23 protein-coding genes and 4 pseudogenes are annotated in these 23,435 nt (G+C 71.7%); 9 read left to right on the forward strand and 18 right to left on the reverse strand.

The window, feature by feature from the left end:
• Window positions 1–24 precede the first annotated feature (24 nt).
• The 3 genes and pseudogenes from ACZ5NH_RS18880 to ACZ5NH_RS18890 form a co-directional block, all read right to left on the reverse strand.
• Entirely contained in the window at window positions 25–903 is an 879-nt protein-coding gene (locus ACZ5NH_RS18880) for a universal stress protein (RefSeq protein ID WP_468776608.1), read from the reverse strand.
• A 16-nt stretch (window positions 904–919) separates the two neighbouring features.
• Window positions 920–1,102: pseudogene (locus ACZ5NH_RS18885) on the reverse strand (DUF1918 domain-containing protein); the annotation flags it as partial.
• Between the two features lie 195 nt (window positions 1,103–1,297).
• On the reverse strand, window positions 1,298–2,704 hold the full coding sequence (locus tag ACZ5NH_RS18890; protein WP_468776610.1) for a nicotinate phosphoribosyltransferase: 1,407 nt from the start codon (window positions 2,702–2,704) through the stop codon (window positions 1,298–1,300).
• A 127-nt stretch (window positions 2,705–2,831) separates the two neighbouring features.
• On the opposite strand from ACZ5NH_RS18890, the gene ACZ5NH_RS18895 reads away from it, so the two are divergent.
• Window positions 2,832–3,011, forward strand: coding sequence for an Hsp20/alpha crystallin family protein (locus tag ACZ5NH_RS18895; RefSeq protein ID WP_468776611.1), 180 nt, complete (start codon window positions 2,832–2,834; stop codon window positions 3,009–3,011).
• A gap of 8 nt (window positions 3,012–3,019) precedes the next feature.
• On the opposite strand, the gene ACZ5NH_RS18900 is transcribed toward ACZ5NH_RS18895, so the two are convergent.
• The 9 genes from ACZ5NH_RS18900 to ACZ5NH_RS18940 form a co-directional block, all read right to left on the reverse strand.
• Complete coding sequence (locus ACZ5NH_RS18900) at window positions 3,020–3,640, reverse strand: V-type ATP synthase subunit D (protein WP_468776613.1); 621 nt, start codon at window positions 3,638–3,640, stop codon at window positions 3,020–3,022.
• Complete coding sequence (locus ACZ5NH_RS18905; RefSeq protein WP_468776615.1) at window positions 3,637–5,031, reverse strand: V-type ATP synthase subunit B; 1,395 nt, start codon at window positions 5,029–5,031, stop codon at window positions 3,637–3,639. The genes ACZ5NH_RS18900 and ACZ5NH_RS18905 overlap by 4 nt, the downstream gene beginning before the upstream one ends.
• Window positions 5,028–6,713 (reverse strand): V-type ATP synthase subunit A, encoded by a 1,686-nt coding sequence (locus ACZ5NH_RS18910; protein ID WP_468776616.1) that lies wholly within the window; start codon window positions 6,711–6,713, stop codon window positions 5,028–5,030. Before ACZ5NH_RS18910 ends, ACZ5NH_RS18905 begins: the two co-directional genes overlap by 4 nt.
• Before the next feature lie 107 nt (window positions 6,714–6,820).
• Window positions 6,821–7,333, reverse strand: coding sequence for a hypothetical protein (locus ACZ5NH_RS18915; protein WP_468776618.1), 513 nt, complete (start codon window positions 7,331–7,333; stop codon window positions 6,821–6,823).
• Window positions 7,330–7,557 carry a V-type ATP synthase subunit F gene (locus tag ACZ5NH_RS18920; RefSeq protein WP_468776620.1) on the reverse strand — a complete coding sequence of 76 codons (228 nt, stop codon included), beginning with the start codon at window positions 7,555–7,557 and terminating at the stop codon, window positions 7,330–7,332. Before ACZ5NH_RS18920 ends, ACZ5NH_RS18915 begins: the two co-directional genes overlap by 4 nt.
• A gap of 2 nt (window positions 7,558–7,559) precedes the next feature.
• Window positions 7,560–7,973, reverse strand: coding sequence for an ATP synthase subunit C (locus ACZ5NH_RS18925; RefSeq protein ID WP_451557437.1), 414 nt, complete (start codon window positions 7,971–7,973; stop codon window positions 7,560–7,562).
• Entirely contained in the window at window positions 7,958–9,400 is a 1,443-nt protein-coding gene (locus tag ACZ5NH_RS18930) for a V-type ATPase 116kDa subunit family protein (RefSeq protein ID WP_468776623.1), read from the reverse strand. Before ACZ5NH_RS18930 ends, ACZ5NH_RS18925 begins: the two co-directional genes overlap by 16 nt.
• Window positions 9,387–10,316, reverse strand: coding sequence for a hypothetical protein (locus ACZ5NH_RS18935; RefSeq protein ID WP_468776626.1), 930 nt, complete (start codon window positions 10,314–10,316; stop codon window positions 9,387–9,389). Before ACZ5NH_RS18935 ends, ACZ5NH_RS18930 begins: the two co-directional genes overlap by 14 nt.
• Window positions 10,313–10,750, reverse strand: a complete 438-nt coding sequence (locus tag ACZ5NH_RS18940; RefSeq protein WP_468776627.1) for a hypothetical protein — start codon at window positions 10,748–10,750, stop codon at window positions 10,313–10,315. Before ACZ5NH_RS18940 ends, ACZ5NH_RS18935 begins: the two co-directional genes overlap by 4 nt.
• Window positions 10,751–10,916: 166 nt before the next feature.
• Here ACZ5NH_RS18940 and ACZ5NH_RS18945 point away from each other — a divergent pair, with 166 nt between their 5' ends.
• From ACZ5NH_RS18945 to ACZ5NH_RS18955, 3 genes are all read left to right on the forward strand, one after another.
• Window positions 10,917–11,786 carry a CBS domain-containing protein gene (locus ACZ5NH_RS18945; RefSeq protein ID WP_468776629.1) on the forward strand — a complete coding sequence of 290 codons (870 nt, stop codon included), beginning with the start codon at window positions 10,917–10,919 and terminating at the stop codon, window positions 11,784–11,786.
• A 159-nt stretch (window positions 11,787–11,945) separates the two neighbouring features.
• Window positions 11,946–12,851, forward strand: a complete 906-nt coding sequence (locus ACZ5NH_RS18950; RefSeq protein ID WP_468776631.1) for a universal stress protein — start codon at window positions 11,946–11,948, stop codon at window positions 12,849–12,851.
• A gap of 25 nt (window positions 12,852–12,876) precedes the next feature.
• The gene (locus ACZ5NH_RS18955; RefSeq protein ID WP_468776632.1) at window positions 12,877–13,785 is read left to right on the forward strand and encodes a universal stress protein; all 909 of its coding nucleotides are present in this window, start codon (window positions 12,877–12,879) and stop codon (window positions 13,783–13,785) included.
• A 226-nt stretch (window positions 13,786–14,011) separates the two neighbouring features.
• Here the strand turns inward: ACZ5NH_RS18955 and ACZ5NH_RS18960 are convergent.
• The 4 genes and pseudogenes from ACZ5NH_RS18960 to ACZ5NH_RS18975 form a co-directional block, all read right to left on the reverse strand.
• Window positions 14,012–14,192: pseudogene (locus ACZ5NH_RS18960) on the reverse strand (pyridoxamine 5'-phosphate oxidase family protein); the annotation flags it as partial.
• Between the two features lie 23 nt (window positions 14,193–14,215).
• Window positions 14,216–14,568, reverse strand: a pseudogene (locus ACZ5NH_RS18965) (CBS domain-containing protein); the annotation flags it as partial.
• A 76-nt stretch (window positions 14,569–14,644) separates the two neighbouring features.
• The gene (locus tag ACZ5NH_RS18970; RefSeq protein ID WP_468776634.1) at window positions 14,645–15,103 is read right to left on the reverse strand and encodes a Crp/Fnr family transcriptional regulator; all 459 of its coding nucleotides are present in this window, start codon (window positions 15,101–15,103) and stop codon (window positions 14,645–14,647) included.
• An 814-nt stretch (window positions 15,104–15,917) separates the two neighbouring features.
• Window positions 15,918–16,517 carry an Rv1733c family protein gene (locus ACZ5NH_RS18975; RefSeq protein WP_468776636.1) on the reverse strand — a complete coding sequence of 200 codons (600 nt, stop codon included), beginning with the start codon at window positions 16,515–16,517 and terminating at the stop codon, window positions 15,918–15,920.
• A 300-nt stretch (window positions 16,518–16,817) separates the two neighbouring features.
• Between ACZ5NH_RS18975 and ACZ5NH_RS18980 the strand changes: the two genes are divergently transcribed.
• The gene (locus tag ACZ5NH_RS18980) at window positions 16,818–17,798 is read left to right on the forward strand and encodes an Acg family FMN-binding oxidoreductase (protein WP_468776638.1); all 981 of its coding nucleotides are present in this window, start codon (window positions 16,818–16,820) and stop codon (window positions 17,796–17,798) included.
• 91 nt (window positions 17,799–17,889) lie between these two features.
• On the opposite strand, the gene ACZ5NH_RS18985 is transcribed toward ACZ5NH_RS18980, so the two are convergent.
• Entirely contained in the window at window positions 17,890–18,201 is a 312-nt protein-coding gene (locus ACZ5NH_RS18985; RefSeq protein ID WP_468776639.1) for an STAS domain-containing protein, read from the reverse strand.
• Window positions 18,202–18,378: 177 nt separating this feature from the next.
• Here ACZ5NH_RS18985 and ACZ5NH_RS18990 point away from each other — a divergent pair, with 177 nt between their 5' ends.
• From ACZ5NH_RS18990 to ACZ5NH_RS19005, 4 genes are all read left to right on the forward strand, one after another.
• A complete protein-coding gene (locus ACZ5NH_RS18990; protein ID WP_388628855.1) occupies window positions 18,379–18,819 on the forward strand; it encodes a pyridoxamine 5'-phosphate oxidase family protein in 441 nt (146 codons plus the stop codon).
• Between the two features lie 174 nt (window positions 18,820–18,993).
• Window positions 18,994–21,282, forward strand: a complete 2,289-nt coding sequence (gene pflB, locus ACZ5NH_RS18995) for a formate C-acetyltransferase (protein WP_468776641.1) — start codon at window positions 18,994–18,996, stop codon at window positions 21,280–21,282.
• On the forward strand, window positions 21,279–22,058 hold the full coding sequence (pflA, locus tag ACZ5NH_RS19000; protein ID WP_468776643.1) for a pyruvate formate-lyase-activating protein: 780 nt from the start codon (window positions 21,279–21,281) through the stop codon (window positions 22,056–22,058). The genes pflB and pflA overlap by 4 nt, the downstream gene beginning before the upstream one ends.
• A 127-nt stretch (window positions 22,059–22,185) precedes the next feature.
• A complete protein-coding gene (locus ACZ5NH_RS19005) occupies window positions 22,186–23,097 on the forward strand; it encodes a universal stress protein (protein WP_468776941.1) in 912 nt (303 codons plus the stop codon).
• 95 nt (window positions 23,098–23,192) lie between these two features.
• Here ACZ5NH_RS19005 and ACZ5NH_RS19010 read toward each other — a convergent pair.
• Window positions 23,193–23,360, reverse strand: a pseudogene (locus tag ACZ5NH_RS19010) (pyridoxamine 5'-phosphate oxidase family protein); the annotation flags it as partial.
• Between the last annotated feature and the right edge of the window lie 75 nt (window positions 23,361–23,435).

Here is a 23,435-nt window from a genome sequence, read left to right on the forward strand (position 1 = left end):
TTCCCTTCGTGCCGGTCTGCCGGTTCACTCGCGGGTCGGTACGGCGATGACAGGGCAGCGGGCGTGGTGCAGCACGCCTTGGCTGACCGAGCCCAGCAGCATGCCGGCGAAGCCTCCACGGCCCCGGGTCCCCACCACCAGGCCCAACGCATGCGCCGACGCGTCGGTGAGCACCTGGACGGGATGCCCGACGAGCACTTCGTGGTGCAGGTCCACCTCGGGACAGCGGGCCTGGCGTCCTGCCACGATCTCGGAGAGGAGCCGTCGGCACTCCTGCTGCGGCTGGTGCTCGTCGAAGACCCTCAGCGGTCCGGGCTCCCAGACGAGCAGGGCCCGCAGCCGGGCGCCGCGCAGGGCCGCCTCCTCGAACGCCACGTCGACCGCGGCGGCGGAGTGCTCGCTGCCGTCCACGCCGACGACGAAGTACGCCGGCTCCTCGGTGACGTGTTCCGGCTCGGGGACGACCACCAGGGGACAGCGCGTACGGGCCATGACCGGCAGGGCGACCGACGCGGAGCCGAGCACCTCCTGCTTCCGGCTCAGGTGCCGCGATCCCAGCACGACGGCGGTGGCGTCGTGGCTCTGCTCGCGCAGCACCCACACCGGGTCGCCCTCCGCGAGCAGCGCGTCGACCTGGAGCTGCGGGTGCCGGGCCGCGACGAAGTCCACGGCCTGCCCCAGCACCTGCTGGCCGGCCTTGTGCAGAGCCTCGTTCCATCCCTCCCAGGACGGCGGGACTTCCTGCCTCCGGTAGCCCCTGGTGGGCACGCCCTCCGCGTGGACGGCGCGCAACGGCAGCCGACGGCGGGCGGCCTCGTCGGCCGCCCAGGCCAGTGCCATCCGGTGCACGGGATCGGGATCGACACCCACCACGATCGGTCGGCCGTCACCGGGCCCGGACATGCCCGCCTCCGCTCACCAAGTGCCGGACGTACGCGTCAGGACCCGGGAAGTACAGGGTCACTCGTCCGTCCTCGGCCCACCGTACGTCGTAGGGCGGGCTGCCGTCCTGATGGTGGAGGCCGACGATCTCGCCGTCTCGCGCGACGACCCCGGCCGTGGTCCCACGTACCACGATCTCGTCGCCCACGCGGGCGCGCATGGAGGTGCCGGTTGCCTCTGGACCGGCCTGCGCGACGGCCTGCGCGTTCTTCGCTGGTGCGGGAGCGGACATCGCCCTCGCCTCCTCCCTGCGGTGGCGCAGAAGGATCGCGCCGCCACTTCCATGGAAGGTGTTGGCAGCGCCTGTCTGCCAGGGGCCGATGGTCCCCACCGGAGGCCCGCCGACCCTCCGTCGTCACGTGGCAGGTCTGTGTCCGGAGACCGAGAGCGTGGCGGAATGCGGGCCGTTCATGTCCGACGGCGCGGTGCGGTGCTCCTGGCACCGGCGGACTTCGATGTCGGCTCGTACCGAGGCCGTCAGGCGGTCGAGCGCCTCGGACCGCACCGGCCGGACCGGCTCGGGGCTCTCGATCCGGCGCGCCGAGTCGGGCAGACCGGCCAGGTCCTCGCGGAACCGCTTGCGCGCGTCCAGCCAGTGGTCCGGCGCCCCCGTCCGCCGCCCACCGCGCATGACCGTGGACAACAGCGGCTGTGCGGAGTCCGGTGGTTCCTCGGCCGCCAGGGCGATGACGTCCGGCCGCCCGGGCCGGCGGAAGACCTGCTTGCGGCCCGGGGCCGTGACCTTGGCCGAGGACAGCTTCATAACGGGCCGGCCGTCGTACTCGACGAGCTTGTAAGCGGCGTCCAGGTAGGGGGCGTCCGCGGCGACGCCCACCTTCGTGCCCACGGCGTACACGTCGATCGGGGCTCCGGCGCGTACCAGCCGGTCCACCCCGTACTCGTCGAGTCCGCCGCTGGCCACGATCCGTACATCGGTCAGCCCGGCGGCGTCGAGCAGGGCGCGCGACCGGCGTGAGAGCGCGTCGAGGTCGCCGCTGTCCAGGCGGATCGCGCAGCCGGGACCACGCCGCAGATCGGCCAGGACCCGGGTCGCGATCCTGACACCTTGTTCCGTGTCGTAGGTGTCGACGAGGAAGGTGACCGGACCGGGGTGGCAGCGCGCGAACACGCGGAACGCCTCCTCCTCACCGGGGAACGCCTCGATGTAGGAGTGGGCCATGGTGCCCGACGCCGGAATGCCCAGGGAGGTGGCGGCGGCGACGTTGCTGGTGCCGGCGAAGCCCACCACGGCGCCCAGCCGGGCGGCCTGCAGCCCCGCCCATGGGCCGTGCGTGCGGCGCAGCGAGAAGTCCACGACCGCGCTGCCGGCCGCGGCCAGGACGCAGCGTGCCGCCTTGGACGCCACCGCCGTCTGGTGGCAGAGCTGGTTCAGCAGGTACGTCTCGACGAGCTGGGCCTGCGGGAGCGGTGCGGTCACCTCCAGCAGGGGCTCACCGGCGAAGACCACACGGCCCTCCGGGATCGCGCGCACTTCGCCCTCGAAAGTGAGCCCGAGGAGTGGTTCGAGGTCCGGGGCGGGCCGGTGCAGGGCGTCCGCGAACCTCTCTACGTCGTCCCTCTCCACGCGGAAGCGGGCCAGAAAGTCCAGGGCGGACTCCAGACCCCCGGCCACGAGAAAGCCCCGGCCCGGCGGAAGATCCCGCACGAAGAGGCTGAAGGTGGCCGGCGCCCACATGTCCTCCCGGAGGTAGGACATGGCCATGGTCACCTCGTAGAGGTCGGTGGTGGTGACGTCGGACATGGTGATCGCCGCCGAGTGTCGAGGTTCCTTGGTCCCAGTCTGGCCGCGCCCGTGCAGGAGGCAAGGGACTTCGGGGCCCCGCGCATGGGCTCTTCGGCCCGGGCGAAGGGGATTCCACCGCGCTGCAATGGATGTGCCCGCAGCGAAGACCGAGCGGAGCCGCAGCGTGTCGCTGCCGGCCGGTGCCGACGAGGACGACCTCACGCCCGAGTACACCGACGGCATGCTCACCGTCAGTGAGGGCCTGGGCGCCAAGAAGACGGAAGCGAAGCACGTGGAGATCGGGCCCGCCGTCGGTGAGCCGTGACGCAGACATCATCGGTCCGTGCGGATGGCGGCCCAGCGGCGTCGTACCGCTTCTTCGTGCTCCGCCTCCTCCAACGCCAGCTCCACAGCGTCCAGTTCGGCCCGCAGCCGCGGAATCCAGTGTCTGCGGAGGGCACGGACTCGCCGGCGTGTCCGTCCGGCCTCGGCGGCCAGCAGGTCGGCGGCTGCCTGATGGGCGGCGAGCTCCGCCGCCGCGCGGACCGCGGCGCGGTATGCCGTCTCGGCGTGAGCGAGCGCCGTGTTGGTTGGGGTCGGTTCCGCCGGGGAGCGTACGGGCGCCGCGCACTCCACTGCCGTCGGGTGGCGTACGCCCATCAGCGCGGCCCACCGGATGTCGACGCGAGCCCGGTCAGCGGGCGCCGCCTCGACCAGCGCGCGTTCGCCTCCGAGCAGCACCCCGCGCAGCAGCCAGGTTTCCGCGTCGGCCAGCCTCTCCTCCCACACCCGGCGCGCGTCCTCGGCAGCCCGGCGTGCCGTGTGCTCGCGGTCCAGCAGGAGCCGGAGTTTGCGTTCGAGCAGGTCCGCTCCGCGCAGCGCCGTGGCGAGACTGCGGCGCAGCCGTAGGCGCCCGGCCCGCCCTGCCGCGACCCGGCGTGCCCGTGGGCTCATCGCCGTTCCTCGTGGCGTGGTGGAGCGTGGGTGTCGAGCAGGTCGGCCGGTAGCATGCCGAGTTGGCTGCGCGGCAGGGTCAGCAGCACCTCCCAGGCCCGATCCAGGGAATCGTCCAACGACCGGTCCTCGTCGGTGCTTTGCGCGAGAAAGCGATCCCGGAAGGCGTCCTGGAGGTCCAGGTGGCGCAGATCGGTCGGACTGAGCGCGGCACGGCCGATCAGGTCGGCGAGTTCCGCAACCTGCCGGGACCGGGCCAGCGCTGCGATCAGCTGTGCGGCGACGGCCGGATGATCAGCGCGGGTGCGTCCCGCCCCGGTTCCCTTGCGCATCAGACGCGACAGCGAGGCCAGCGGATCGACGGGCGGATACGTGCCGGCCGCTTGGACACCGGCGGACAGCACGATCTGACCTTCGGTGATGTAGCCGGTGAGGTCGGGTACGGGGTGGGTGATGTCGCCCGCGGGCATGGTGAGCACCGGCAGGATGGTGACCGATCCCGGGCGGCCCCTGATTCTGCCGCAGCGTTCATAGAGGGAGGCCAGGTCGCTGTAGAGGTAGCCGGGGTAGGCACGCCGTGCCGGTATCTCGCCACGTGCGGCGGACACCTCGCGCAGTGCCTCCGAGTAGGCCGTCATGTCCGTCATCACCACCAGAACGTGGCGGCCCTCCGTGAACGCCAGGTGTTCGGCGACGGTCAGGGCGAGCCGCGGAGTGAGCAGCCGCTCGATCACCGGGTCGTCGGCGGTGTTGAGGAACAGGACGAGTTCCCGTGCCGCGGAACGCGCGGCCAGCCCGTCACGGACGAACGCCGTGTCGGCGTGGGTGAGCCCCATCCCGGCGAACACGACGGCGAAGGGCTCACCCCCACAGGTCGCCTGGGCGGCGATCTGCACGGCCAGTTCCAGGTGCGGCAACCCGGCGGCCGAGAACACCGGCAGCTTCTGTCCCCGCACCAGCGTGGTCAGCACGTCCACCGCGCCCACCCCGGTGAGCACCGGTTCGTTCGGCGGCTCCCGGCGTACCGGGTTGATCGGCGCGCCGCCGACCGCCTCGTACGACCCGCCCAGCACCGGCGGTCCACCGTCGGCCGGTTCTCCGCGCCCGTTGCACACCCGCCCCAGCCACCCGGGACCGACCGGGATCCGCATCGGCGACCCCGAGAAGGCGACACGGGTGCCGGTGCGGTTCATGCCGGTCGTGTCCTCCAGAACCTGGACCACCGCGAGGTCGCGGTCCACCTCCAGGACCAGCCCGTGTCGCCGTTCACCGGAGTCGAGCACGATCGTGGCGAACTCGTCCCAGCCCACCCCGCTCACCCCTTCGACGACCACGAGCGGACCGCGCAGTTCGCGCACGCCCGTGTACTCGACCTCCGCCGGGCCGCTCATGCCGTCTCCTCGAGCCGGGCCAGCACGGTGTCGCGGGCAGCCGTCACCGGAGCTGTCTCCGCGGGGCCCGCCGCCTCGCGTGCCCGCAGCAACGGGCTGAAGTCGACCGCCTCGACGACCTCCGCCTGGGTACCGGCGTCCACCACCTCCAGACAACGGTCGATCACGGCCAGCACGGCATCCACCAGAGCCGCCGTCTTCGCCGGGGCGCTGTAGGCGTCCGCCGGGGACAGCGCGCTCTGCTGGATCGCGGCCTCGCGCAGCAGCCGCCCGGCAAGCACACTGATCCGTTCCCGGGGCGGCAGAGCGGTGATCCCGACCAGCTCGACAAGGTCGGCCAGCCGGTCCGCCTCCGCCAGCTGCCGCGCGACGCGCCCGCGCCGCTCGGCCCACCCGGGGTCACCGGCACGGGCGTGTGCGACCGACAGCGCGGCTGCGTCCCGGGAGAACGACTCCGACCAGGACACGGCCGGATAGTGCCGTGCGTAGGCGAGGTCGCGGTCCAGGCTCCACAGACACCGCACGAACCGTTCGGTGTGCGCGGTGACGGGCTCGGTGCGGTCGCCGCCCGGTGGGGACACGGCACCGATCACCGTGACGGACCCCGTCGTGCCGCCCAGCGTCCGAACGGCCGCCGCCCGCTCGTAGAACGCGGCCAGTTGGGAGGCGAGCGAAGCGGGGTAGCCCTCCTCGGCGGGCAGTTCGCCCATGCGGGAGGCGAACTCGCGCAGCGCCTCCGCCCACCGGGAGGTCGAGTCGGCGATGAGGACGACGTCAAGGCCCATGTCGCGGAAGTACTCCGCCACGGTCGCGCCCGTGTGCACACTCGCTTCCCGCGCCATCATCGGCATGTTCGAGGTGTTCGCGATCGTCACGGTCCGCTCCGCCAGCCGGCCACCGGTCCGTGGATCGGTCAGCTCCCCCAACTCCTCGATGACGTCCGCCATTTCATTTCCGCGCTCGCCGCAGCCGACGTAGACGATCACGTCCGCGTCGCACCACTTGGCGATCTGCTGAAGCAGCATGGTCTTACCGGTGCCGAAACCGCCTGGGACGGCGACCGTGCTGCCGCGCGCCACGGGGAAGAGCAGGTCGACGGCCCGCTGCCCGGTGTTCAGGGGCGTGTCCGCCGGCATGCGCCGTCCGACCGGCCGCGGCTTGCGCACCGGCCACGACTGAACCATGCGCACTTCGTCTCCGCCTACGACGGCGAGCGGGGCGTCCGAGGCGTACGCGCCCGCCGACGCGATCCGCGTCACGTCGCCCGACAGGTCCGGGGGTACCAGAAGCCGCAGTGGGACACGCGCGCCGATGTCCCCGAGCACCCCACCGGGCCCGACCCTTTCCCCTCGTACCACCCGGGGCGTGAACGACCGTGCAGCCGCTTCAGCGGTCGCCGGCCCGCTCGTCGTCAGAAGATCACCGGCGCCCGCCAGGGGGCGCAGGAGGCCGTCGAACACGCCACCGAGCAGATCCGGGCCCAGCCGCACCGTGAGCGGCCGCCCTTGAGGCTCCGCCGGGTGTCCGGGCGCCAACCCGCCGGTGTACTCGTACGCCTGGACGGAGGCGGTGTCCCCGTGGATGGCGACGACCTCGCCCGGCAGCCCGGCGCTGCCCAGCAGGACGAGATCGTGCATGGCGACCGTGGGAGGGCAGGCGATCTCCACGAGGGAGCCGGCCACACGGAGGATGTGGAGGCGATCAGCCCGGCGGGCGGTCGGGGCACCGCCCGCGACGTGTGCAGGCGTGCCCGCGCCGGACCGGTCCGGCCCCGGGTTGTCAGGAGTGATCACGGCGGTCCCCAGAGCGTCTCGGCCCGCACCCCCAACCGGTCCAGGGCGCCGTCGGCAAGGGCGTCCGCCGACAGATCGACTCGGCGGCCAGGCGTTTCGGCCGTCACCCCGCCTTGCGCGGCGGTCGTGACCTCTGCCTCCGCACCCAGTGCGGCCCGTGCCAGGTGAGCAAGGTGTGCCCGGGCAACCGCACCCTCCCGAGCCAGCGCCCGCCGCACGCCCGCGCGGATCTCGGCCCTGAGTACCGCGTAGACCTCGGCGCGGACCGCGAGTTCCGTCTCCCAGGCCTCCTGCGCGGCCCGCACCCGTTCCCGGTCCGCCTCCTTGGCGCCGTCGGCCTCGCCCAGCCGGCGGGCCTGCGCGAGCACTGTTTCAGCCGAGGTGCTGGCAGCGAGCAGGGTGTCGGCCGCGTCGGCGCGTGCCCGGGCCAGGGTGGCGTCGGCAGCGGCTCGTGCCGCGCGCAGCAGCTCGGCGCGGACGGGGTCCAGCTCATCAACCGGAGCGGTCATGAGGGCATCACCACCGTCAACGGCCGGGCCGGGGTCGGCGCCGTCGCCGCGTCCTCCAGCACATCGGCGGCCTCGGCCGTGAGGATCACCAGGCCGACCGTGCCGGGCAACGTCCGCCAGGCCCTGCGAACGGCATCCGGGTCCTCCGCCACGAGGACGTCGACCCCGGCAAGCGCCAGTCCGCACACGCTGGTCCGTGCGCCGATGGCGGCCACCGTACCCATCGTCAGGCCTTTCCGATCAGCAGGATCGCGACGACGAGCCCGTACACGGCAATGCCTTCCGCCAGTCCGACGATCACCATGGCCCGGCCGAACATCTCCGGTCGTTCGCTCAGCGCGGCCAGTGCCGCGGCGCCGGTGTAGGCGACGGCTATCGCGGCTCCTATCGACGCTCCGGCCACCGCGATGGCCGCACCGATCAAGGCGGATCCGTTGACTCCACCGGATGCGGCGGCCCGCGCCGAAGCCTGCGCGGGCCCCGTCAGCGCCGTGGCGAGGACGACCAGGGCGCCGCCCAGCAGAGCGAGGTTCGTGGCCAGGAGCCAGCGGAAGGCGTGTCTCGTCCGGCGCCGCCGCAGCAACCGGACGGCACCGAGCACCGAGACCAGGACCGGCAGGACGATCAGCCAGGTGAGCATGCGATCACCTTCGCAGCGGGGTCGGCAGGTTCCGCCGGGGGAACGTGCCAGGGACGGAACGGGCGGCCCTCGGTCTCGAAGAGCCGGGAGAAGAGTTCGTAGAACTCCAGCCGCAAGGCCTGCACGCCGGCCACCAGTGCCTCCACGCCGAAGGAGACGGTCGTGCCCACGACGAACAACACAGCGGCGCCCGCGACACCGGCGGCGCCACGCCCCGACAGGGCCGTGGTGCCGCGCCACACCAGGTCGGCGAGCGCGGCATGGGTGAGACCGAAGGCCGCGAGCCGGGCGAACGACAGGGTGTTGGTGCCGGTACGCAGCACGACGTCGAACAGCCGCACCACCGTCTCGGCGACTCCCGCGCCGCCGCCCGCCGTCGCCCGGAACAAGCCGAACGCCACCAGCGCCAGCCCGGCCGCGGCGCACGCGGCCCCGGCCACTGCCAAGGCCTGCCAGCGCAGGAGCAGGCCCGCCGCGGCCAGCGCGAGCCCCAGGTAGAACAGCAGCCCGGCACAGCCGGAAGCCGCGTACAGGCCCACGGCCCAGCCCTTCTCACGCACGCGGTTCACCGCGCCCGCGGCATGGGCGAGCACCAGCAGACCGGCCCCGAAGACCACTGCGGCGGCCAGCAGGCGGGCGGGCTCGTCCAGCGGGCTCAGCCACAGCACCGGCAGCAGCCCGGTCGGCCCGAAGAACTCGCCGTAGGCGGCGCCCGCGACCATGGCGGCGACTCCCGCGCCCGCCAGGAACGGCCACAGCCGGGTGAATCGCGTCAAGGGGCGGGGCCACCCCAGGCGCAGAGCGAACGCGCCGAGCACCAGCAGCGCGCCGTGCCCCACGTCACCGAACATGATCCCGAACAACACGAGGTAGGACAGGCCGGCAGGCCACGAGGGGTCGAGATCCGCGTAGGCCGGTGTGCCGTACGTCGACACCAGGGGAGCGAAGGAGGCGGCCCGGCCCGAGCGCAGCAGTGTCGGCGGATCCGTGCCGCGCGGCAGGGGCAACGGCAACAGCGCGCCGCCCGCCGCGGCCAGTCGGCACGCGACGCGCGGTACCTCGGCGGCCGGGCACCATCCGGCCAGCGCGGCCACCTCCCCCTGCCGCACGGCGCCCTGCGCACGCTCCTCCAGCTGGGCCTCACCGGCCAGCAGGGCGACCTGGCGCCGATGGTCGAGCATGTCGAGATCGGGCGCAGTGACGGCCAGTACAGCTGGAGCGGCGCTCTCGGACTCGGATGTCGTTCCCTGTCCGCGCAACCGCTGCAGCCGCACGGCCGCCGCCCCCGGAGCCGCCTCCTCGGCGCGGTCCAGTTCCACGCAGCCCTCCTCGGCGATCCGCACCAGCGCGTCTCGCAGGCCCGTCTGCGGTACGACCACCGCCACGCGGCGCATCCGGACCGGTGTCATCGCCTCAGACCAGGGCATCGAACGCCTCTCCGGGCCGTCCACCCCGTGCCGCGGACTCCAGCGCGGCCCGTACCCGCCAGGCGTCCACGGACAACAACGCGACCGCGCCGACGACGACCACGGGCCCGTACCGGCCCTGGCGCAGCATCGCCGCGCCCTCGGTCTGTACCGTCCGCCACCAGCGGGTCTCGGCCCGCCACAGCTCACCGGGCTCGTCGATCTCCGCCAGGACCCATTGGGCGGCTGAGGGAAGGCTGTCGCGGAACTCCTGGTAGGACGAGGCGGCCGACGCCCGTGTCCCGAGCAGTCGTGCCGCATCGCGACGCACGGACTGCGTGAGAGAGCGGTGGTGCACGAAGAGTTCCCGCGCGGTCAGCAGCACTGCACGCCCCTGAGCCCAGCGGTGTGCGGACGGGACGGACACGGCGGTGCGCCGCGCTGCGGCCATGCGCATGCCTGTGACCAGGGCCCACGGAGTGTCGTCGCCTGGGTCACCCCAGGGCGAGGCGGCGAGCGCCGCCCGCAGTTCCGCGAGCGTCCCGGCACGTTCCAGACTCCGCCAGGCCGTCTCCAGGGCACCGAGCCGGTATGGCTCCGGTGCCTCGGGGCGCCGACCTTCCGGTGCCTGCAGCCGGGACACCACGTTGGCGATCTCGAATCCCGCCGCGAGCGGAACCAGCAGGCGGGCGCCGCCGGGCGGCAGCCATCCGGCCAGCACCCGCAGATGCCACAGGAGGCCGGCGGCCACCGCCCGCTGAGCATCGGGAAGGCCCGCGGTCGTCCGCGTGTACCGTGCGTACGGCGTCGTGGCAAGGCGCTGCCGAGCTTCGTCGAGGGTCGGACCGCGCGCGATCTCACGTGCCCCCTCGGCGCCCGGATACCGTGCGACGAGGGCTTGCGCCCGCACCGCTCCGGCGACCCAGCCGGCACTCACGGCTCTGCCGCCGTCCCGCTCGCCGGTCTCATGGCGTCGGTCACGGCGAGGTCCACCAGGTGCGGCATGCATTCCCTTGCCCGCTCGCGGATCGCCGAGGCCGTACGGTCTCCGGCTGCGCGTAGCGCGTCGGCCTCCTGCCGGGCTTCTCGGAGGAGGGGTTCCGCGGCCTGCCGGCGAACGTCTGGAGCCTGCTCCCGCGCGTCCGCCAGGAGATGTTCCGCTTCCCGTACGGCGTTCTGTCGAAGGGCTTCTGCCGTCTCCTCCGCGGCGGCCCGGATCCGTGCCGCCTGCTGCTGAACATCAGTCAGCCGAGCAAGAGCAGGCTCCAGTTCCGCCGTGCGCTCCGCCATGCGGTTGGCAGGCACGCCGGTTGCGGACGCCCCCGGCGTCCCCGCCGGACGGAACCGCTCCAGGAAGTCCCGCAGGCTCATCGGCAGCCTCCTGCCGGTCGGTGCTCCTCCAGTTTCACCGTTCCTGGCCCACCTCGCACCGGATAGGGCCCTTACGTCGTTCCACCAGGGCCGTTCGGCTCTTGGCACGGGTGGCGAGAACGGGAGACTGGGACGGTAGGCGACTCGACGGAGTCAGGAGGCCGCTGTGAACGCGCACGAGAACTTCCGCGCGGAGGCCGATGCTCGGCAGGGTGTGCCCGCACATGCCTGGAGCCCGGGAGAAGCGGCTCGGCAGGACATGCTGCTCCGCTACCTGGGTGCGGTCGCCTCAGCCGCGGCCAAGCACTCCGGCAGTGCGGCCGAGAACTCGGACACCGAGGAGCGGGCACCGTCGGCCGTGACGCCCACGCGGCGGCCAGGCCTCCCGCAGGAACCCGGTATGCCACTCGTGCGGGACGTGATGGACGTGCCCGCCGCCTCCTTCTGCGAGGACCAGGCGTATCGCGACATCGCCCGGCTGCTGGCCCGCGAGCAGGTGGGCGCGCTCCCGGTCGTGGACACCGAGGACCATGTCGTAGGCGTCGTCTCGGAGTCCGATCTGCTGGCCAAGGTCGCGTTCGAGGCCTCCGGCCACCGGCCCGGACGCATCGGCAGACTGCGCGAACGCCGGATGCACGACAAGGCCCGGGGCGAGACGGCCGCCGACCTGATGACGAGTCCCGCGATCACGGTACTGCCGGGCACGACGGTGGCCGAGGCCGCCTGGCTCGCCGCGTTGTCCCGGGTGAAGCGGATGCCCGTCACCGATCGCAGCGGCCGACTCGTGGGCGTCGTGCGTCGTGACGCGTTGTTGCAGGCGCTGATCAGGGATGATTCCAGTATCCGTGCGGAAGTTCAGGCCACGCTCGAAGCCTGCTGCCCACCGGCTGACCGGCAGGGTGTCGTCGTGACCGTGCACGACGGGATCGTGGAGCTGACCGGGAGGCTGCCGTCGGCGACGATGTCCCGGCTGGTGGCGGAGGTCGAGGGGATCGCCGACGTCGTCGAGGTGAAGAACCTGCTCACGGCCGACTGAGTCCGGCTGCTTTCGGGCCCGTGCGGCTTCCTGGCTGCAAGTGGGACGCTTCCGGCCGCACAGGGTCGGTCGGGCCCTGATGGGGCCGTGTGGCCCCTGATCCCCTCGGCACCGCGACGCCACGCTGGTGTCGGAACCCTCGCCCTGGAGGTGGAGACCATGTCCCGCACCGTCACCGTAGGTGTCGACGACTCGCCCGAGAGCCGGGCCGCAGCCGAGTGGGCGGCGCGAGAAGCGCTGCTGCGCGGCCTGCCCCTCAAGATCATGTGCGTCTCGGAGCCGACTCCCAGGTTCGTGGCCCGGACTCCACTGCTGGATCCCGACGCTTACCGGCACTGGGCAGCGCAGGTGACGAGCGAATCCGCGGACGGCATCCGGCTTCGCCACCCGGGCATCGAGGTGATCACCGAGCAGCTGACCGGGACCCCGGCCGACGTCCTGTGCGAGGCGGCGGGCTTTGCCGAGTTGCTGGTCCTGGGCTCGCGGGCCCTCGGTGGGCTGGAGGGGTTCATGGTGGGCTCGGTGAGCCTGGGCGTGGTCGCCCGCGCCGAGCGGCCGGTTGTGCTGGTGCGGGCGGGAGAGCGGGCCGCCGATGAGCGCGAGAGGGATCCGGCGGGTGTGCCGTCCGCTGCGGCGCCCTTCCGGCCCGTCGTGCTGGGGCTTGACACCGCCCAAGCGGACGACACCCTGATGGCGTTCGCCTTCGACGCCGCCGCCCGGCGGAAAGCCACCCTGCGGGTCGTCCACGCCTGGCCCGAGCCGCCGACCTCCTTCTACCGCTTCGCCGGCGATGCCGAACTCTACGACTCCCTCGAACGCGGACAGGCCACTCTCCTGAGCAAGGTGCTGCATCCATGGCGGCAGAAGTTCCCTGACGTCGAGGTGATCGAGACGAGCCGGTGCGGCAGCGCCGCGCAGGTTCTCGTCGACGACTCCCGTGACGCCTCCCTGGTGGTCGTGGGCCGGCGCATCCGCACCCGGTCGTTCGGTGCCCGCATCGGCCATGTCGCCCACTCCGCCCTGCACCACATCGCCGCTCCCGTCGCGGTCGTCGCCCACAGCTGACCACCGCTCCGGAGAAGGAGAAGCCATGAGTGCATCAGCCGCACATGCCTACGGGGAGCCCCTGGAGCTGCCCGTGGTCGTCGGCGTCGACGGCTCCGAGCCGAGCCTGCGGGCCGTGGACTGGGCGGCCGACGAGGCCGCCCTGCGCGGGGCGTCGCTCAGGCTGGTGTACGCCTCGCTCTGGGAGCGCTACGAGGGCGCTTCCATGGCCACCGACCTCGGCAGGCCGTCCGAAGAGGTGATGGCCGAGGACATCGTCCGGACCGCCGAGCGGCGGGCCCGTCACCGGCAACCAGGCGTGAAGGTCACCACCGATGTGCTGCCGGAGGAACCGGAATACGGCCTGGTACGCGAGAGCCGCAGCGCCCTCGCGATGGTGCTGGGCTGCCGTGGCCGCAGCGGGGTGACGGAGGCCCTCCTCGGCTCGGTCGGTGTCGCCGTAGCGGGACACGCCCACTGCCCGGTGATCGTGCTCCGGGGAAGCCACGACAACCGGGCACGCTCGGTGACACACGGCCGCATCGTGCTCGGGGTGGGAGAGAAACCGGCGGGTTCGGCCGCGGCACGATTCGCGATCGAGGAGGCCCTGCTGCGCGGAGTCCCGCTGGAAACCGTACGCGCTTGGCGCCGACCGCTGCACGAGCCTCCCGCACATCCCCTGATCGTCGGCGGCCCCGCCCACCTGGAGGAGCAGCAGGCCGCGGACCTGGTGGAAGAAGCGCTGCGGGAAGCCCCGGCCGACTTGCGGGTACAGCGGCGCACGGTCGAGGGCTACGCAAGGGACGCCCTGATCGCGGTGTCCCGCGAGGCCGACCTGCTCGTCGTCGGTGCCCGACGACGCCAGGGCCACTTCGGGCTCCAACTCGGCCGAGTCGCCCACGGCGTGCTGCACCATGCGGCCTGCCCGGTGGTGGTCGTACCCGAGCCCGTCTGAGCCCCCGTACAGGCTGCTGTCGGCATCCGCACGCACGGAGGGGGCTCGGCGCGAGCAAGTCAGGCTCGCAGCAGTTGGCCTGATCGCAGCCGGGGCCGGTGACCGGGAGGTGGCCCGGCGATCATTTCAGAGTGAGGATCTGAGCCGCCTCAAACTCCGGCACCGTGCCGGAGCCCAGCCCACGTCCCTCGTCGTTCGCGCCGGAACACTGGTTCCGCAGCAGATCGTCGGCCTCCTCGGCGCGGGACGTCAGGGCCGCGCCTTCCTGGGTGCGGATGACGATGTCCCCACTGTCCAGGGCGTGGTTGACGGGGCGGACCGTGCGCAAGGCCGGCCGGGGTGAAGACGATTCTCCCCAGCGATACGCTGCCCAGCAACCGCAGCGCCTCAGCAGGGTCCAGGTCGATGCGCCGGTTCGCGGGGGACTGGTTACGCCCTCGGAGCTCACCACGGGCAGCCGTTTGACGTGCCGCAGCGCCATGATGCGGGCCGCCTCGGCGAGTGTCGCGTCCGCGTGGACGGTGACGGCCGGCGTGCTCATCAGCTTCTCCGCGCATACCGCCCCGGCCTTGGCGAGGTCGGGCAGCCGGCGCAGCTGGGTCGACCGGTCCGGGTCGCTGTCCGGAACTCCTCCTTGGGCAGCAGATCGGCCTCGGAGACCACCCCGATCACCCGGCCGTCGCCCTCCAGCACAGGAAGGGCGCTGACCTGCCACTGTTCCATGCGCTCGACGACGTCCTTGAACACAGCCTTGCGGCCCACCGCGACGGCGGCACGCGTCATCACGTCGCTCCCCGGTGCGGGCTGCTGTCCATGCTCTCCTCCTCGAATTCCACGGCAGGGCCGGGCGCCCGGGCGGTCACGTCAGGCCTCCGCTGCCGTACGGGGCGTAGAGGTCGAGCAGTCGGACACGCGAGGCGTGCAGCCGCTGAGCGACCACGCGTCCCACCCACACCGCTACGGCCCGCCCGAACTCGGCGTCGGCGGCGCACATCGAGCGCACCGCCTCCGCGTCGAACTCCCAGGCCCGTACCGGGCTCATCGCCTCGGCCCCGAGGTGCCAGATGTGCGGCGGGAGGTGCCAGGACCAGCCCACCAGCTCGCCGTGTCCGAGCGTCTCGATGACGGCGGGGCGCCGACCGGGCACGTGCAGGTCGAGGGCGACGGTGCCGGTGCGCACGATCCAGAAGCGGTCGGCCCGGTGGCCCTCCTCGAACAGGCGGGTCCCGGCCGGGAAGGAGACCTCATGGGCGAGGCCCATCAGCCGTTCGCGGTGCACCGGCTCCAGAGCCGTGGTCATGGTGGTCGCGGAGGTCATCGCATCGGCTCCCTTCGTGGGCTGCTGATCCCAGCCTGCGCGCCCTTGCGTACGCGCGCCACGGGCCGCCCGGACCCGGCTCGGGTACTTCGGCCCATGCGCTGGATCAGCTGCTCCCGCGCTGGCCATGGCAAGGCTGGACGGGAAGGGCCACCGCTTCTCGCGGGTCCGGATCGCGCGGTGCACGGCTGCCGGCCGCTTCTCCGCATCCCAAAGGGTCCTTCCCGCCACTTGCGGCGCTTCTGGGCCGGCTCGGCGCCGACCCTGGCAGGAGGGAGCGTGCTTCCGCGTCGGCCTGCCGGCGACCAGGGGAGGCGTGTCCCCGGTGCGACCGACCGGACCTGGTCGGTGCCGCAGCGCAGACATGGTCGGGATGCGGTGGCGGCGCTGGTAGCAGGTGCGGCAGAGGGTGTCGAGGGGCCGGGCCGTCTTCACGTCCTTCACCTCACCGCAGTCTTCGCATCGGCGGGAAAGCCGTGGAGCCGCTTCCCCGGGCCTCGACGTGGCGACCGCGCCGGCGCTGGCGGCACACTTTCCGAGTGCCCCGCGGTAACAGCGGTCGCAGATGTCGGGCTGCCCGACGTCCGCTGGGTCCACGACATTCCCGGGGGCAAGGATGTCCGCGGTTCCGGCGCAGTCGCAGTCGCTGTCCGGCGGGATCAAGCCCGCTACCCACCGAGGCCGCTCGGCACGAGCATGATGTCGCAGACCATCAACAGTCTGCAGGTGATGAACGCCCGGAGGGACGCCACCTCGGCGGTGGCGTCCCTCTCCGACGGCATGACCGAGGTCGCTCGTGCATGGGGTCCGACGGTCAACTGGTCTTGTGGCCCCACTGCGGCCCGACCAGGGTCCACTCCCTGTCCCACTCCTTGATGCGCCGACGGTCGAGGTACCCACGGCCGACGCTCCCGATCCCGAACACCACGCCGCTCAGGGCGAGGGCGGCGGAGGCTCCGAACAGCCCCGCCTCGACGGCCGCCCTGCCGGGCGTGGGCGGCTGTGTACTCAGCTTCCCATGGGCGTCGATCCAGATCCTGACCGTGGAGCCGGCCTTCTTCCCGGTGGTCACCAGCGTCATGCCGCTGTGCGCGGAGCCGTCCGAGTTCGTCCAGCGGACCCTTGCCGATGCCAGGTCTCTGCCCATCCCCGAGGTCGCGGTGCGCGGGACGTCATCGAGGAGAAGGGCGCGGACGGGGGTCCGATCGGCCCGTTGCTGGGCGAAGACCTGGTCGGCCGCATGGGCCGTCACCACCCCGACCGCCGTGCCACCCACCGCGATGAGCACCCATATGGCCAGCATGAGCCATGCCTCGAGGACGTCGTCGCGACGCCGGATCGGGTTACTCCGCCATCGCCACAGCGGTACCCTCGTTCGCTTGCGCTTCCTGTTCGCGGGCCTGTCCTCGCGCATCTCTCCGCACCTCCTCGTCGTCACACACACGAAGGTGACAGCGGCGGCCTTGCGGTGGCATGGGCCGGTCAGGTGGAAGCGGAGGGCCGATCGGGCCAAGCCCAGGCCGGCGGCGGGCCGTTCGGCCCAGCACCCGTACGGCTCGTTGACCCGCCGTGGTGCTGTGCCCGTGCGCAGTGGTCGGTGTGCCCTGAACGGGCCTGCCAAGGGGACCATCGGCCCCTCACCGTACGGCTGTGGTGCTCTCACCCTCGTAGCGCACCCGTATCTGTCCGACTTCGTACGGGAGGAGGCCCCCTCATGCGAACTGCGCCTGTCGACGTCGCGTCCCTGGAAGCCTGCATCTCGGCCGCCGGGGCCGCGCCCTCGATCTACAACACCCAGCCGTGGCGCTTCCGGCTCGACCCGGACAACGTCGCGCTGGAGGTGCGCGCCGTACCAGAACGTGGCTTGCGCCACGCCGATCCTGTCGGGCGGGCTCTGCATCTGTCGGTGGGGGCCGCCGTCTTCAACCTCCGGGTCGCAATGGCGCACTTCGGCTGGGGAGCCGTCGTACGCCTGCTGCCGGATCCTGAAGACCCGAGCGTGCTGGCCACCCTTCGGCTGTCCGGGACGGGCCAGCGGCACACTGCGGGACACCGCCCCGACCTCTACCCGATGATCTGGCGCAGGCACAGCAGCAGGTTCCCCTTCTCCGGCAGGCCGCTTCCGCCGAACGTTCGTGCCGAACTCGCCGAAGCCGCCCAAACGGAAGGGGCCTCACTGACCCTTTCCGGGTCTGCCGAGACGGCACTGCTGCTGCGCGTGGCCACGGAGGCCGAACACCGCAACCACGCCGACCCGGACCGGGCAGCGGAGAGCCGCCGATGGGTGCACCGAGACCCGGACCACTCCAGCGAAGTCGGCATACCGCAGACGACGCTGGGGCCGCAGGACGCACACGAGCAGCTGCCCCTGCGTGACTTCACCGCACAACGGCACCCTGAGCGGCTCCCCGCCCAGCCCTTCGAGTCCCATCCTGTGGTAGCCCTGCTTTCCACCGAGCACGACCGGCGCAGCGACTGGCTGCGCGCCGGACAGGCGCTGCAGCACCTCCTGTTGGTGGCCACGGCGCACGGTGTGCGTGCCTCCCTGCTGCACCAGCCGATGGAGTGGCCCGACCTGCGCCGCGACCTGAGCCCCGTACCGGACCTCACCGGGCACGCGCAGATGCTGATTCGCCTCGGGTACGGCCCGGAGGGCCCGGCCACTCCGCGGCGTGCACCGGATCAGGTGTGGTGACGCTCAACGACCGGGCCGCCTGAGTGGCCGTGATCCTGGAGCCGTGGCGACTGCGAAGGCCCCGTGTGGTTGCGGGTCGCCCTCGGACGTATCAGTCCGCTGTGGCGGTGAGGACCCCGCCGGGCACAGCAGCCAAGGCTTCGGGCAGGTGGTCGTACATTTCGAACACGCCATCCAGCCCCGCGCCAAAAAGAATTCGAAGGGTGACAAGACGCAGCCGACCGTACACGGCACGGAGGCCCACGACGAGGTCGGGGAGAACGACGGCCGTCAGATCGTCCAGGCGTGCTCCAAGGGGCGGTGCCGTGAGGATGTCGATCTCACCGCGCAGCTCCAGGACGGTCGTCCCGTGGACGGCACGCTCGGTGTGGCGGGGTGCGAACGTGATGAGGGTTTCGGCCATGGTCAGAGGAAATCCGGGCCGATGGGCGTGCCGGAAGGGCCGTCCGGCCCCCCTTCGCCGCCACGTTTCCTCGGGCCGCTCTCCGGCCAAGGCGGGACCCGTGGCCCTCACCTCAGCCCCTGCCGGCGGGCTCAGCATGGAGTGTGATCCCCCACCGGGCGAAGGACGGGCTGACTCATGTACCCGAACGATGGCTTCCGCGAACTCGGTCGTCACGAGTGCCTGCGCCTCCTGGCGACGGCTCCCATCGGCCGCATCGTCTACACGCGCCAGGCGCTGCCCGCGGTCGTGCCGGTCAACTTCGGCCTGGACGCCGACGGAGCGGTGCTGGTGCGCACCTCGGCGGCGTCCGAGCTGGCCCGCGCCGTCGACGGCGCGGTCGTCGCGTTCGAGGCGGACGCGGCCGATGTGGAGACGCACTCCGGCTGGAGCGTCGTCGTCACCGGCCGGGCCGAGATCGTGACGGATCCGGCCGAGGTGGCACGCCTGGAGCGGATCGGCCCGCGCTCCTGGGCTCCCTCGCCCGAGGAGGTCTTCGTGCGCATCGAGCCGGAACTGGTCACCGGCCGTGAACTCGTCGGGGGCCGCACGATGTACGGCCTGCACCTCTCCGCCTGACCACTGGGATCTGCGCCGTGACCTGGCCCGAAGGGCCCAACGGTGCGGGGCCGGACGGCGCGGCGACGGGTTCCCGCCGGCCCTGCCCCGGGCCGGGGCACGCGAGGAGCATCGTCGGCGGAGCCGCTCACGGAACCATCCGTGTGCGGTGTCGCGAACGATGCGGAGGCAGTGATGACCGTGGCAACCCGTCCGGACGTGGACGCACCCGCCGAGGCCTGGCGTGGATTCGCCGGCCGGCGCTGGCGCGTGGGGGTGCCCCCGGCCGAAGGCTGGGGGAGGATCGACGTACGCGACTTCATCCAGGCCAACTACACGCCGTACGAAGGCGGTCCGGAGTTCCTGACCGGTCCGACCGAGCGCACGCTCGCCGTCTGGCGCAAGGTCAGCTCCCTGTTCCCCGAGGAGCGGCGCAAGGGCATCCTCGACGTGGACACCTCCACCCCGTCGACGATCACCTCGCACGCTCCCGGCTACATCGACCGGGAGCGCGAGCTGATCGTCGGACTCCAGACCGACGCCCCGCTGAAGCGCGCGATCATGCCGAACGGCGGCCTCCGGATGGTCGAGAACGGCCTGAGGGCGTACGGATACGAGCCCGACCCCTTCGTCACCAGGGTCTTCGGCACTTACCGCAAGACCCACAACGACGGTGTCTTCGACGCCTACACCCCCGAGATGCGGGCCGCTCGCAAGGCCGGCATCATCACCGGGCTCCCGGACGCCTACGGCCGCGGCCGGATCATCGGTGACTACCGGCGCGTCGCCCTGTACGGCACCGACCGGCTGATCGAGGCCAAGCAGGCCGAGCGCGCCCTGCTGGACAGCCGGCCATCCGCCCCGCACGTCATCCGTGACCGCGAGGAACTCGCGGAGCAGATTCGGGCGTTGGGCGAGCTTGCGCGAATGGCAGCCTCCTACGGCTGTGACGTCACCCGCCCCGCGTCCACCGCCCACGAGGCCGTGCAGTGGCTCTACCTCGGCTTCCTGGCCGCGGTGAAGGAACAGAACGGCGCCGCGATGTCGCTGGGCCGCACCTCGACCTTTCTGGACATCTACGTCCAGCGCGATCTCGACGAGGGCCGTATCGACGAGGCCCGGGCGCAGGAGCTGATCGACGACTTCGTGATCAAGCTGCGGATCGTGCGCTTCCTGCGCACACCCGAGTACGACCAACTGTTCTCCGGCGACCCGACCTGGGTGACGGAGTCCATCGGCGGCATCGGCACCGACGGCCGCACACTCGTCACCCGCAGTTCCTTCCGCTTCCTGCAGACGCTCTACAACCTCGGGCCCGCGCCGGAGCCGAACCTCACGGTGCTGTGGTCGCCGCAGCTGCCCGAGGACTTCAAGCGGTTCTGCGCCCAGGTCTCGATCGACACCAGCTCCATCCAGTACGAGTCCGACGACCTGATGCGCCCGCGCACCGGCGACGACACCGCGATCGCCTGCTGCGTCTCCGCGATGGCGGTGGGCAGGCAGATGCAGTTCTTCGGCGCCCGGGTCAACCTGGCCAAGGCCCTGCTGTACGCGATCAACGGCGGCCGGGACGAGATGACCGGCGAGCAGATCGCACCCGAGATGCCCGCCCTGACAGGGGAGTACCTGGACTACGAGGAACTGTCGGCGGCCTACGACCGGATGCTGGACTGGCTGGCGAGGACGTACGTCAACACGCTCAACGTCATCCACTACATGCACGACAAGTACGCCTACGAGCGCATCGAGATGGCCCTGCACAACCACCCCGTTCACCGCTACATGGCATGCGGCATAGCCGGGCTCTCCGTGGTCGCCGACAGCCTGTCAGCCGTCAAGTACGCCCGTGTGAAGGTGATCCGGGACGAAACCGGGCTGGCCGTGGACTACGAGGTCGAGGGCGAGTACCCGGCGTACGGCAACAACGACGACCGCGCCGACCGCCTCGCCGTCGACCTGGTGGAATCCTTCATGGCCAAGGTGCGCAAGCACCCCACCTACCGGGACGCCGAGCACACCCAGTCGGTCCTGACGATCACCTCGAACGTGGTCTACGGCAAGCACACCGGCAACACCCCCGACGGGCGGCGTGCCGGACAGCCCTTCGCGCCCGGCGCCAACCCGATGAACGGCCGGGACCGGCACGGTGTCGTCGCCTCGGCCCTGTCGGTGGCGAAGCTGCCGTACGAGGAGGCCCGCGACGGAATCTCCCTGACCACGACCATCACGCCCGAGGGACTGGGCCACCATCCCACTGAGCGGGCCGGAAACCTGGTCGGCATCCTCGACGGGTACATGACCTTCGGCGGGTTCCACATGAACGTCAACGTGCTGAACCGGGCGACGCTCGAGGACGCCATGGAACACCCGGAGAAGTACCCCGAGTTGACGATCCGGGTCTCCGGATACGCGGTCAACTTCGTCCGGCTCACGCGTGAGCAGCAGCTCGACGTGATCAGCCGCACCTTCCACGGGTCGCTGTGAACACCGCGGCGACCTCCGCGTCACGGCAGGCGGTCCCGGCAACGGGACCGCTCACGGGGCGGGTGCACTCCTGGGACCTGTCCACCGGCGTGGACGGTCCCGGGACCCGGTTCGTCGTGTTCGTCAGTGGCTGCCCGTTGCGCTGTCTGTACTGCGCCAATCCGGACACCTGGCACATGCGCGACGGCCGGGAGACCTCGGTCGACAAGATCATGGGGGAGATCGAGAAGTACCGGGGCTTCCTGACCACGGCTGGGGGAGGGGTGACCATCACCGGCGGGGAGCCGCTGCTCCAGCCGGCATTCACCGGCTCCCTCCTGCACCGCTGCAAGGAGGCAGGACTTCACACGGCCCTGGACACCTCCGGCTTCCTCGGCACGCGTGCCTCCGACGAACTCCTCGCCGACACAGAGCTGGTGCTACTGGACATCAAGTCGTTCGACGTCACCACCTACCGCAAGCTCACCGGCGGCCGGCTGGCCCCCACGCTCAGCTTCGCCACCCGCCTGGACCGGCTGGCCGTCCCCGTGTACATCCGTTACGTCCTCGTCCCAGGTTGGACAGACGACCCGTCCGCCGTGGACGCTCTCGGCGCCTTCCTAACTGGGCTGAGCAACGTCGACCGGGTGGACGTCCTGCCCTTCCACAAACTCGGCGCCCACAAGTACGACGCCCTGGGTATCGACTTCCCGCTGCGCGACACGCCCGTGCCCGATCCGGAGCTGACGGAACGCGTGCGCGAGCAGTTCCGGGAGCACGGGCTGCGGGCGTTGTGAATTGCGTCGATCGCCGTCGCGGTTCACCCACGTGGGGGCCACTCGGCCTCCGCACAGGGACCTGGGGCCTCTCCTGTTCCAAGTAGCCGGTCATGACACTGAATTCGTGACTTTGAAGGAGGCCGAGATGCCCCGCACCATCACCGCAGGCCTGGACGGATCCCCGGCGAGCCTGGCCGCCGCCGAATGGGCAGCCAGGGAAGCCCTGCTCCGGGACCTCCCGCTGCACTTGGTCCACGCCCTTGGGCGGCAGCTCTACGCACCCCTGGGCGGGGCACCCCAGCCGTCCCCGGGCCCGGACGAGCAGATTCGCTGGGCGGACCACATGCTTCGCGAGGCCGAAGCGACGATCGCGCGGCGCCACCCGGGCCTGCGGATCACCACCGACCGTCTTACCGAAGAACCCGTCACCGCCTTGCTTGGCGCGGCTCGGACAGCCGACCTACTGGTGCTGGGATCTCGAGGCCTGGGCGGTATAGCCGGATTCCTGGTCGGGTCCGTCGCCCAGGCGGTCGTGGCGGGCAGCCGGCGGCCTGTCGTCCTCGTGCGGGGCGGCCTGCGCTCCGAGGACGAACACCAGCCTGGTGCTGTTGGGTCCGGGGCCATAGCGTTCCGGGACGTCGTCCTGGGCCTCAACTCTGCGGCTCCGAACGACACCGTGATCGAATTCGCCTTCGAAGCCGCCTCTCAGCGTGCCGCGAGGCTGCGCGTCGTCCATGGCCGGAGCCCGGAACTGCCCTACTACGACAATGGCGGCGACCTCAACGGCGAACTGCACGACGAACTCACCGGGGCGATGCACCGTGCCCTGTCCGAGGCGCTGGAACCCTGGCGGGACAAGTTCCCCGGCGTCGAGGTGACAGAGCAGGCCGTGATCGGCAAGGCCGGCTCGCACCTCGTGGAGGCCTCGCACGACGCGTCCCTCGTCGTGATCGGCCGCCGCCGGCGCCGGACACCGATCGGCACGGTGATCGGCCCGGTCGCCCAGGCGGTGCTGCACCATGCCACCGCACCGGTCGGGGTGGTCCCCCACGATTGACAGGTTGCCTGGCGAGTCAGAGCCCGTTTCCGACTGAAGGCGGCGTGAGAACTGGAGGGTTCTCACGCCGCCTTCAGTCGGAGACGAGACCGCGATCAGGCGGGGCCGCCCTCCTCGTCCGCAGTGAGCCGGACCCCGGTGATCAGGTCGGGTCGGATGCGTACGGCAAAGTCCATGGTCTGGTTCACCCTGGGGGTGAGCAGTTCCTGGTAGCGAGTCAGCTCATGCGAGTCGGTCACCAGTTGGGCGTAGCCGGTGACCACGGGCATGTACGACGTCCGTTCGAGGCCTGCGCGGCTGCCTGTCCGCGGCGTACCAGGTCGGGCGGCCGCGGGCAG

The sequence above is a fragment of the Streptomyces sp. NPDC031426 genome, from assembly GCF_055581585.1.

Excerpts from the sequence above, each read along its gene's own strand:
- ACZ5NH_RS18880 (WP_468776608.1), bottom strand. The coding sequence starts at position 903 with ATGTCCGGGCCCGGTGACGGCCGACCGATCGTGGTGGGTGTCGATCCC.
- ACZ5NH_RS18890 (WP_468776610.1), bottom strand. The coding sequence starts at position 2,704 with ATGTCCGACGTCACCACCACCGACCTCTACGAGGTGACCATGGCCATG.
- ACZ5NH_RS18895 (WP_468776611.1), top strand. The coding sequence starts at position 2,832 with ATGGATGTGCCCGCAGCGAAGACCGAGCGGAGCCGCAGCGTGTCGCTG.
- ACZ5NH_RS18900 (WP_468776613.1), bottom strand. The coding sequence starts at position 3,640 with ATGAGCCCACGGGCACGCCGGGTCGCGGCAGGGCGGGCCGGGCGCCTA.
- ACZ5NH_RS18905 (WP_468776615.1), bottom strand. The coding sequence starts at position 5,031 with ATGAGCGGCCCGGCGGAGGTCGAGTACACGGGCGTGCGCGAACTGCGC.
- ACZ5NH_RS18915 (WP_468776618.1), bottom strand. The coding sequence starts at position 7,333 with ATGACCGCTCCGGTTGATGAGCTGGACCCCGTCCGCGCCGAGCTGCTG.
- ACZ5NH_RS18920 (WP_468776620.1), bottom strand. The coding sequence starts at position 7,557 with ATGGGTACGGTGGCCGCCATCGGCGCACGGACCAGCGTGTGCGGACTG.
- ACZ5NH_RS18925 (WP_451557437.1), bottom strand. The coding sequence starts at position 7,973 with ATGCTCACCTGGCTGATCGTCCTGCCGGTCCTGGTCTCGGTGCTCGGT.
- ACZ5NH_RS18930 (WP_468776623.1), bottom strand. The coding sequence starts at position 9,400 with ATGCCCTGGTCTGAGGCGATGACACCGGTCCGGATGCGCCGCGTGGCG.
- ACZ5NH_RS18940 (WP_468776627.1), bottom strand. The coding sequence starts at position 10,750 with ATGAGCCTGCGGGACTTCCTGGAGCGGTTCCGTCCGGCGGGGACGCCG.
- ACZ5NH_RS18950 (WP_468776631.1), top strand. The coding sequence starts at position 11,946 with ATGTCCCGCACCGTCACCGTAGGTGTCGACGACTCGCCCGAGAGCCGG.
- ACZ5NH_RS18955 (WP_468776632.1), top strand. The coding sequence starts at position 12,877 with ATGAGTGCATCAGCCGCACATGCCTACGGGGAGCCCCTGGAGCTGCCC.
- ACZ5NH_RS18970 (WP_468776634.1), bottom strand. The coding sequence starts at position 15,103 with ATGACCTCCGCGACCACCATGACCACGGCTCTGGAGCCGGTGCACCGC.
- ACZ5NH_RS18975 (WP_468776636.1), bottom strand. The coding sequence starts at position 16,517 with ATGCGCGAGGACAGGCCCGCGAACAGGAAGCGCAAGCGAACGAGGGTA.
- ACZ5NH_RS18980 (WP_468776638.1), top strand. The coding sequence starts at position 16,818 with ATGCGAACTGCGCCTGTCGACGTCGCGTCCCTGGAAGCCTGCATCTCG.
- ACZ5NH_RS18985 (WP_468776639.1), bottom strand. The coding sequence starts at position 18,201 with ATGGCCGAAACCCTCATCACGTTCGCACCCCGCCACACCGAGCGTGCC.
- ACZ5NH_RS18990 (WP_388628855.1), top strand. The coding sequence starts at position 18,379 with ATGTACCCGAACGATGGCTTCCGCGAACTCGGTCGTCACGAGTGCCTG.
- pflB (WP_468776641.1), top strand. The coding sequence starts at position 18,994 with ATGACCGTGGCAACCCGTCCGGACGTGGACGCACCCGCCGAGGCCTGG.
- ACZ5NH_RS19005 (WP_468776941.1), top strand. The coding sequence starts at position 22,186 with ATGCCCCGCACCATCACCGCAGGCCTGGACGGATCCCCGGCGAGCCTG.